Annotated in this window: 9 protein-coding genes and 1 pseudogene; 4 read left to right on the top strand and 6 right to left on the bottom strand. The window is 57.1% G+C overall.

Annotated features, from left to right (window positions below; translation table 11 throughout):
• Positions 1 to 76: 76 nt before the first annotated feature.
• The 4 genes from ACOCD2_RS08300 to ACOCD2_RS08285 are packed head-to-tail and all read right to left on the bottom strand — an operon-like array spanning position 77 to position 3,486.
• Positions 77 to 1,033: a hypothetical protein gene (locus ACOCD2_RS08300; protein ID WP_293649807.1), complete on the bottom strand. Its 957-nt coding sequence runs from the start codon at positions 1,031 to 1,033 to the stop codon at positions 77 to 79.
• Positions 1,034 to 1,071: 38 nt separating this feature from the next.
• Positions 1,072 to 1,845 carry an ABC transporter ATP-binding protein gene (locus ACOCD2_RS08295; protein WP_293649806.1) on the bottom strand — a complete coding sequence of 258 codons (774 nt, stop codon included), beginning with the start codon at positions 1,843 to 1,845 and terminating at the stop codon, positions 1,072 to 1,074.
• Positions 1,842 to 2,834 carry a FecCD family ABC transporter permease gene (locus ACOCD2_RS08290; protein ID WP_293652494.1) on the bottom strand — a complete coding sequence of 331 codons (993 nt, stop codon included), beginning with the start codon at positions 2,832 to 2,834 and terminating at the stop codon, positions 1,842 to 1,844. Before ACOCD2_RS08290 ends, ACOCD2_RS08295 begins: the two co-directional genes overlap by 4 nt.
• Positions 2,815 to 3,486: an HAD family hydrolase gene (locus ACOCD2_RS08285; RefSeq protein WP_293649152.1), complete on the bottom strand. Its 672-nt coding sequence runs from the start codon at positions 3,484 to 3,486 to the stop codon at positions 2,815 to 2,817. Before ACOCD2_RS08285 ends, ACOCD2_RS08290 begins: the two co-directional genes overlap by 20 nt.
• 216 nt (positions 3,487 to 3,702) lie before the next feature.
• On the opposite strand from ACOCD2_RS08285, the gene ACOCD2_RS08280 reads away from it, so the two are divergent.
• From ACOCD2_RS08280 to ACOCD2_RS08270, 3 genes are all read left to right on the top strand, one after another.
• Entirely contained in the window at positions 3,703 to 3,954 is a 252-nt protein-coding gene (locus tag ACOCD2_RS08280) for a VOC family protein (protein ID WP_295394007.1), read from the top strand.
• Complete coding sequence (locus tag ACOCD2_RS08275; protein WP_305800305.1) at positions 3,936 to 4,091, top strand: VOC family protein; 156 nt, start codon at positions 3,936 to 3,938, stop codon at positions 4,089 to 4,091. The genes ACOCD2_RS08280 and ACOCD2_RS08275 overlap by 19 nt, the downstream gene beginning before the upstream one ends.
• 155 nt (positions 4,092 to 4,246) lie before the next feature.
• A complete protein-coding gene (locus ACOCD2_RS08270; RefSeq protein WP_293649149.1) occupies positions 4,247 to 4,774 on the top strand; it encodes an RNA pyrophosphohydrolase in 528 nt (175 codons plus the stop codon).
• Between the two features lie 6 nt (positions 4,775 to 4,780).
• On the opposite strand, the gene ACOCD2_RS08265 is transcribed toward ACOCD2_RS08270, so the two are convergent.
• Positions 4,781 to 5,932: an FMN-binding glutamate synthase family protein gene (locus tag ACOCD2_RS08265; protein ID WP_305800496.1), complete on the bottom strand. Its 1,152-nt coding sequence runs from the start codon at positions 5,930 to 5,932 to the stop codon at positions 4,781 to 4,783.
• Positions 5,911 to 6,555 carry a glutamate synthase-related protein gene (locus ACOCD2_RS08260; RefSeq protein WP_305800342.1) on the bottom strand — a complete coding sequence of 215 codons (645 nt, stop codon included), beginning with the start codon at positions 6,553 to 6,555 and terminating at the stop codon, positions 5,911 to 5,913. The genes ACOCD2_RS08265 and ACOCD2_RS08260 overlap by 22 nt, the downstream gene beginning before the upstream one ends.
• A 116-nt stretch (positions 6,556 to 6,671) precedes the next feature.
• On the opposite strand from ACOCD2_RS08260, the pseudogene ACOCD2_RS08255 reads away from it, so the two are divergent.
• Positions 6,672 to 8,015 (top strand): annotated as a pseudogene (locus ACOCD2_RS08255) (pyruvate:ferredoxin (flavodoxin) oxidoreductase); the annotation flags it as partial.
• Positions 8,016 to 8,136 lie beyond the last annotated feature (121 nt).

The following is an 8,136-nucleotide window of genomic DNA, read 5'->3' as shown; positions in this document are numbered from 1 at the left end:
GCACCGGATTTCTCATCGTCTTTTTTCGGTTTTTCAATTGAATTTCAATGACTTGGCATTTATAGACGGGAACTAACTAGTATCCCGCCTTCTTTAACTTGAACAGCTTGCCTGTCCGTGGATTGATGCGGCATTCCCAGGTTTCCACCACCCGCTTGTTGTTTTTCATTGCCTTGATCTTCAGCATCACCTGTCTTTTGTCATGTTTCAGGTTGTGGACGCTTTCAGAAACAATGCCAATGTATTTGTAACCCTTGGACCGCAGTTTGTCGTTCAGGTGCCTTTCGCACTGCCGTTTGGCTTCCGCATGATTGCTGCTGCTGTTCGCTGACGGAAGAGGTCTGGTCCAACGGTAGCTGGCGCTGTCCATGCGCAGCGGATTGACGTGTGCCTTGCAGTCATAGGCGATTTTTCCACTGCCCCCGGATACCTTCACCCGTGCTTCACCGGTGACATGGCGCCGGCGTTCTGCCGGTGTGGTGAGGCGCTGACCGGTAAATTCCAGGCTGAACTGCTGATGAATGTTACGCTGTGCCTTCTGGCGGATGCGCTCATGGCAGGCGCGCGCGGCTTCACGGTTCCAGTCGGTGCCGCCGTTGCCTGTATCGTGACCGTCATTGTCCAGCTCGATGCGTGCGCTGCGTACGAAAGCATCTTCGCGGTTCATGATGCAGGTGTAATAGAGCTGATGTTTCTTGCCGTTGTTGCGCGCCTTGCCCTTGCCGTTGATTGTGGCTTCATGACGGGCACTGTTGTAGATGTCAGTCTTTCCCCAATCGATCTTGGCGTTGTAACCGATGCGCTTCCTGACTTTTTCCCTGACCTTTCCCTGGCAGTTCTTTACCAGTGATTTCCTGGGGGCATCATAATCGTAGGGCGGATAGTATTCGTGGGGAGGTGGATAGTAACCGGGGCGTGGATAATAGCCGTCATTCTTATAGCTTTCACCCTGGTTGTAATACTCATCGACACAGGCTGTCAGCGTGAGGGCAGTTACCGCAATGGCAGTGATTTTCAGGAAAGGGTGTGGCATGGGAACTCCATTTGTATTGTTGACCGGAGGCTGTGCAGCTAGCGGAAATGCAGGCAGGCATGGCCGGCAATCTGCTCCAGTGTTACCGGGTGTCCGTAGAGCCAGGACAAATTCTCGGCGGTTGCGAGCGTCTTGACCGAACCTGCACGGTGCTCGCCGTTGCCTTTGAGCAATAGTAAATGATCACAGAAACGCATGGCAAGATTGCAGTCGTGCAGCACCATCATCAGCGCACGATCCGTGCTCGTGAAATGTGCTCTCAGCAATCGCAACATGATGATCTGCTGGCCGGGGTCGAGATGATTGCTGGGTTCGTCCAGCAGGGCTATGCGGGGCTGCTGGGCAAGCAGGGTGGCGATTTCCATACGCTGCCGCTCGCCGCCCGACAGGGTTTGCACGTTGCGCTCTTCCAGTCCTTTCAGGCCGGTCTGCACGATGGCTTTTGCAGCCTGTTCCAAATCTTGCGGACTTTCCCATCCCAGGCGGCCAAGATAGGGATGCCGCCCGGCCAGTACGGTTTCGAACAGGGTACCGGGAAAGCCACTGAGTTCGGTCTGGAAGAGCAGCCCCCGTTCTCTGGCAAGTTCCCTGGGACTGTAATCCGCAACTGCTTTACCGCTGTAGCGGATGGCGCCGGTATCCGGGGGGCGCAGTCCGGCCAGGGTATGAAGCAGTGTGGTCTTGCCTGCGCCATTGGGGCCGAGTATGCCCCAGCAGCTGCCCGCGACTATGTACAGGTCCAGCGCTTCGGTGATGCGGATATTGCCGATGGAAAGTGCAAGTTTTTCGGCCGTCAGGAGTGGCTGGCTCATGATCGTCCACCGTAGCTCTTGTTCAGCAACAGCAGAAAAACAGGTACCCCGAACAGGGCCGTGAGTACCCCTACGGGCAGCTGCATGGGAGCGATCATTGTGCGGGCAGCTGTGTCCGCCAGCATCAGCAGGCTGCCTCCGATGAGTACAGCGCCGGGCACCAGAATGCGGTGGTCGCTGCCTGCCAGCAGGCGCAGCATGTGCGGAGCGATCAGGCCGATGAAGCCGATAGCGCCGGCGATGCTGACTGCGGCGGCGGTCAGCAGGGAGGCAAGCACATAAATCATGATATGCAGATGGCGAATCTCCACGCCCAGTGCGGCTGCGCGCCGGCTTCCCAGCAGGGCCAGGTTCAGTGCAGGTGACAGCCACAGCGCGATGACCAGGCCGATGAAAAGGATGACCAGGGGAAGCCCCGGGTGCAGCGCATCACTCAGGTCTCCCATGAGCCAGAAGAGCATACCCGGCAATTGCATGGGCGGGCTGAGGCTGAGCACAAAACTGATCAGGGCTGCCCAGCCTGCCGCCAGCACCACGCCGGTGAGGAGCAGGCGGGAGGTGTTCCAGTTGCCGTGATGGGCCAGGGCGAACAGCAGCAAGGTGCTTGCCAGGGCACCCCCGAGGGCCATGGGTGCCTGCCAGGCCAGTGGCAGACCCAGTAACATGGCGCCGAGCACGGCGACGGCTGCGCCGCCGCTTACGCCCAGAATATAGGGGTCGGCCAGGGGGTTGCGCAGCAGTGCCTGCATCAGCACCCCTGCCAATGCCAGTACACCGCCGACGCCGAAGGCAGAAAGTGTGCGGGGCAGCCGCAGCTCGTGAATGATGCGGTATTGCACGCTGCCATCGTCATGCCAGAGCAGTGACCACAGATCGCTGGCGGGAATCGACACACTGCCAATCATCAGTGAAAGAGTCAGACAAACAGCTGCCAGCAGAACCAGCAGGAGCAGCAGTGGCAATGCTTTTCTAAGCGGATGGCGGGGCATGGTGAAGATGCAGCACGGGCCAGCCTCTTTCTTCGGCGGTGGCCGCCAGAGATGTGTCAGGATCCACGGGGATGGGGTGGGTCACTTTTTCGAGCAGAGGCAGGTCGTTGTGGGAATCGCTGTAGAACCAGGAGTTGCCCAGGTTGAGATCGCGGGCCTCCAGCCACTCGTTCAGCCGTTGTACCTTGCCCTCACGGAAACAGGGGATACCTGACACCTTGCCCGTGTAACGGCCTTCCCTGATCTCCGGTTCGGTGGCGATCAGGTTATCGATACCGAAAGCCTGCACGATGGGGGCAGTGACAAAGGCGTTGGTGGCTGTGATGACCAGCATGTCATCGCCACGTTTGCGGTGCATGTCCACCAGCATCCGTGCGTCGCTGGAAATGAGGGGATGGATTTTTTCTTCCATGAATTGCTTATGCAGCTGCTGCAGTTCATCCATACTGTGCTCGCTCAGAGGCTTGAGGGAGAATGCCAGAAACTCGAAGATATCCAGTTTTCCATCCTTGTATTCCTGATAGAAACGTTCGTTCTCCGCAGCGTAGAAGGCAGGATCAACGAGTCCTTTCTCACTGAGAAATTCCCCCCAGAGATAGTCCGAATCGCCTGCCAGGAGCGTATTGTCCAGGTCGAAGAGCACCAGTGCCATAGTGATTTGCAGTCAAATGATGGATTTGGGCAGCACTATACCGGAAAGTGTTTTCAATGTTCAGGGCCGCGCTATGTGTTGCTGGCCGGTTGCGTTAGAATCGGTCTATACCGGCACGGTTACCGGTAACAGAAGGAAAGCAGGAAAAGCGCTGTCAGATGGCCCTCCCGACAGGGATCAAACGGATAGCAGCGTATTTTCAACACGGAGGAAGTCATGAGCAATGCATTAAACCCTGTCGGCTGGTTCAAAATAGCGGTATCAGACATGGATCGGGCAATCCGCTTCTACAGTGCCGTTTTTGGTTATTCCATGGAAAGACACAAGATGGATGTCATCGACATGGTCTGGTTCCCCATGCACCCTGAAAGTCCTGGCGCCATGGGGCGCTGGTTTGCAACAGGGAATTCTACCGGCCTTCGGTGGACGGCGCGCTGGTTTACTTCAACGTGCCCAGTGGTGATCTGAGCAACGAACTGGGCAAGGTGGAAAAGGCGGGCGGCAAGGTTCTGATCCCCAAGACCCTCATCAGTGAGCAGTATGGACACATGGCCGTCTGTCTGGATACCGAAGGAAACCGCATCGCGCTGCATTCCATGCAATAGCTGAAAAAGCAGGTTCTTGCTTGCTTTTGAGCTTTTTTGCGGTGAAAAGAGGTGAATTTGGCTTTTTGCATAGCTGCCGCTGAATCTGCTTGCGGACTTCCTGCAGGATGTGGAAAAATGCAGGTAATGAAAGATTAAAGAACGAGAACAATCCCGTGATAGACAGGGATGGATTTAGACCGAATGTGGGCATCATACTGGTCAACGACAAAAACCGGCTGTTCTGGGGGCGTCGTATCGGTCAGGATGCCTGGCAGTTCCCCCAGGGGGGCATACAGGAAGGTGAATCGCCAGAAGAAGCCATGTACCGTGAGCTGGAGGAGGAGGTAGGCCTCAAGCCACAGCATGTAAAGATTCTGGGCAGCACCAAACGCTGGTTGCGCTACCGGCTGCCAAAAAAATTCATCCGGCGCAATACACACCCCCTGTGCATCGGACAGAAGCAGCGCTGGTTCCTGCTGCAGGTCGTGTGTGACGAAAGCGGTTTCTGTCTCGACAGTTCCGAAAAGCCGGAATTCGATGACTGGTGCTGGGTGCAATACTGGCATCCCGTCAAAGAGGTCATCTATTTCAAGCGCAAGGTCTACCAGCGTGCGCTGGAGGAACTGGCGCCCCACATCTTTCCCGATGCCCGCCCGGCGTCACGCAGTCGTTCCAACTATCTTCGTCAGCAACGCCGCTGATTGTCATCATTGCTCGCCGTCTGCCGGTATGGTTGGCGGGAACAGCTCATCCGCTGCCAGCCATGGAGAGCGAAGCGAAGGCTGGTAGACCCCAGTAGCCGCGAGGCCGCACTGTTTTCCCGGCGTGCCTTGCGCCAGAGGGAAAACAAAGTAGGCCTCCGAACGCGGCGTCCAGTCATTGGGAGCCAAGTACGGAGCAGCAACGAGCTTGCGAAGTTGTTGCGTAGTGCTTGGTGACCAGGACGGCTGGGGCACCAATAGGTTGTCAAAGGCCGAGTCGATTTTGGGGACTGGGATGTCCCAAAATCTATCACGAGGCCGAAGACACGCTTGGAGTGGCAGGGAAAGTCCGTTTTCCTGAACGACGCGTGCATGGTGACGCCTGAATTCCCTGGGTGACGAGATACCACATGCGTGGGCGATCATACCGACCTCGTAGATCATGTTTTTCACGTAGCTTGCGACCCGGGTGGATTTGAGCTCAGGGTCCAGGCCCCGCTGCAGCTTTCTGTCGTGGGTGGTGATGCCTGTGGGACAGGTGTTCTTGTTGCATTGCAGTGCCTGTATGCAGCCCAGAGTGAACATGAAGCCCCTGGCGGAGACAATGAAATCCGCGCCCATGCACAGGGCCCAGGTAACATCCGACGGGTTGATGAGTTTGCCCGAGGCGATGACCCTGATACGCTCCCGCAGACCGTATTCATTCAGCTTGTCGACCAGCAGTGGCAGGCTTTCCTTCAGTGGCAGGCCCACGGCATCGATCAACGGCATTGGGGATGCGCCGGTGCCACCTTCGGCACCGTCCAGGGTGATGAAATCCGGGGCATAGGCCATGCCCTTTTCCCGTATCAGGGAAAACAGTTCATCCAGCCAGTGTTTGTGTCCGATAACCGTCTTGAAGCCCACCGGCTTGCCGGTAAGCTTGCGCACATGCAGCAGCATGTTGAGCAGGTCTTCGTCATTGCTGATGTCCGGGTGACGGTTGGGGCTGATGGAAGCACAGCCTTCCCGGATACCGCGAATCTCGGCGATTTCCCGGGTGACCTTTTCGGCGGGCAGTATGCCTCCCTTCCCCGGTTTGGCGCCCTGGCTGAGCTTGATTTCGAACATGTGCACCTGCTCGTGGGCGGCGATACTCACCAGCTTGCCGTCATCCATTTCGCCGTGCCGATCTGGAAGACCAGATCGCAGCCACCCTGCAGGTGCCACGGGGCGAGGCCGCCTTCTCCGGTGTTCATCCAGATGCCGGCCTTTCTCGCGCCCATGGAAAGGGCCAGCACGGCGGGCTTTGAAAGTGCGCCATAGCTCATCCCCGAGATATTGAAGAAAGATGAGGCGACATAGGGTATGCGGCATTCCCTGCCGATGGTCACAGGTACCGGCGGCGCGGCGTTTTCCCCCAGGGTGGGATAGGGTGTGTTGACGAACAGTATGCTGCCGGGTGTGCGGTTGTCTCTGGTCGATCCGAATGCCACGGTGTTGTTGAGATTCTTGGCGGCGCGGTAGATCCAGGTACGCTGTGCCCGGTTGAAAGGCAGTTCTTCCCGGTCCATGGCAAAGAAATACTGGCGGAAGAATCCGCCCAGTTTCTCGAACAGGTAGCGGAAGCGGCCGATGACCGGGTAGTTTCGCCGTATAGCCTGTCTGGTCTGGCTGATATCAGTGATGAATGTGATCACCACCCACAGGGCCAGCAGACCGATGAGGAAGATAAAAAGTGCGGACATGATCTCCAGTGCGGTGATCAGCCAGTGACTGCCGGGGGCGGTAGCTATCTGCATGTTGATTCCTGTCAAGAATTGGGAGTCTTCCGTTCAAGGAGACCGGAAAAGTGCTTGGTCTATGTCATGTTGTGGTACAGAATGTAGCCATCTTCCCATAAATTCGGAATGACCCGATGACAGCAAAAAAAATTACTCTCGATGGCAACCAGGCAGCGGCGCATATCGCGCACAAGACCAATGAAGTCATTGCCATTTACCCCATAACGCCGGCGTCTCCCATGGGTGAGTTTTCAGATGAATGGTCGGCGCAGGGGAAGAAGAACATCTGGGGAGGGATTCCCGAGATCATCGAAATGCAGAGCGAAGGGGGCGCATCGGGCGCCGTGCACGGCGCCGTACAGGCGGGGGCTTTGACCACCACGTTCACCGCCTCCCAGGGATTGCTGCTGATGATCCCCAATATGTACAAGATCGCCGGTGAACTCTCACCGGTGGTCATCCATGTGGCGGCCCGTTCCCTGGCGGCCCAAGCGCTGTCCATTTTCGGTGACCATTCCGATGTCATGGCGACCCGTGCGACCGGTTTTGCCATGCTGGCGTCCGGATCTGTGCAGGAAGCCATGGACATGGCCCTGATCTCCCAGGCATCGACCCTGTGCGGGCACCTGCCATTCGTGCATTTCTTCGACGGATTCCGCACTTCCCACGAACTGATGAAAGTGGATCTGGTGGATGATGAAGTCATCCGCAGCATGATCGAAAACGACTATCTGGTAGAACATCGCGCCAGCGCTCTGACGCCGGACAAGCCGGTACTGCGTGGCACCTCACAGAATCCAGATGTGTATTTCCAGGGCAGGGAGACGGTCAATCCTTACTACGAAGCGCTGCCTGAAGTGGTGCAGAAGTGCATGGATCAGTTTGCCGGACTCACGGGGCGGCAGTATCACCTGTTCGATTATTTCGGGGCCACCGATGCCGAGCGCGTGGTGGTACTCATGGGTTCGGGGGCCGAAGCCGTGGAGGAAACGGTTGAGGATATGCTCACCCAGGGAGAAAAGGTGGGGCTGTTGCGCGTACGGCTGTACCGGCCTTTTTCCACCCGTCATCTGTTCGAGGCATTGCCGGCAACCGTCAAGGGCATCGCGGTGCTGGACCGCTGCAAGGAACCGGGTGCAGGCGGCGAGCCCCTGTATAAGGATGTGGTCACAGCCTTTGCCGAGCATGTGGCGACGGGAGGTGGGAAGTTCAGCAGTCTGCCCCTCATCCTGGGCGGCCGCTATGGTCTCTCCTCCAAGGAATTCACGCCGGGCATGATCCGTGCCGTATTTGGCAATCTTGCTGCAGACAATCCAAAGAACCAGTTCACCATCGGTATTCATGACGATGTGTCCCATACCAGCCTGGAATGGGACAAAGGGGTGCGCAACGCGGATATGCAGGGTGTCATCCAGTGCCTGTTCTATGGCCTGGGCTCCGACGGCACTGTGAGCGCCAACAAGAATACCCTGAAGATCACAAGCGTGTCTTCGGCCTCGTGATAGATTTTGGGACATCCCAGTCCCCAAAATCGACTCAGCCTTTGACAACCTATTTGTGCCCCAGCCGTCCTGGTCACCAAGCACTACGCAACAACTT

This window comes from Thiolapillus sp. (assembly GCF_048562965.1).
GTDB lineage: Bacteria > Pseudomonadota > Gammaproteobacteria > Chromatiales > Chromatiaceae > Thiolapillus > Thiolapillus brandeum_A.
Note: the sequence above shows the minus strand (reverse complement) of the source record. Positions and strands in the feature narration are given on the sequence as shown.

Excerpts from the sequence above, each read along its gene's own strand:
- ACOCD2_RS08285 (WP_293649152.1), bottom strand. The coding sequence starts at position 3,486 with ATGGCACTGGTGCTCTTCGACCTGGACAATACGCTCCTGGCAGGCGAT.
- ACOCD2_RS08290 (WP_293652494.1), bottom strand. The coding sequence starts at position 2,834 with ATGCCCCGCCATCCGCTTAGAAAAGCATTGCCACTGCTGCTCCTGCTG.
- ACOCD2_RS08280 (WP_295394007.1), top strand. The coding sequence starts at position 3,703 with ATGAGCAATGCATTAAACCCTGTCGGCTGGTTCAAAATAGCGGTATCA.
- ACOCD2_RS08300 (WP_293649807.1), bottom strand. The coding sequence starts at position 1,033 with ATGCCACACCCTTTCCTGAAAATCACTGCCATTGCGGTAACTGCCCTC.
- ACOCD2_RS08295 (WP_293649806.1), bottom strand. The coding sequence starts at position 1,845 with ATGAGCCAGCCACTCCTGACGGCCGAAAAACTTGCACTTTCCATCGGC.
- ACOCD2_RS08265 (WP_305800496.1), bottom strand. The coding sequence starts at position 5,932 with ATGGATGACGGCAAGCTGGTGAGTATCGCCGCCCACGAGCAGGTGCAC.
- ACOCD2_RS08260 (WP_305800342.1), bottom strand. The coding sequence starts at position 6,555 with ATGCAGATAGCTACCGCCCCCGGCAGTCACTGGCTGATCACCGCACTG.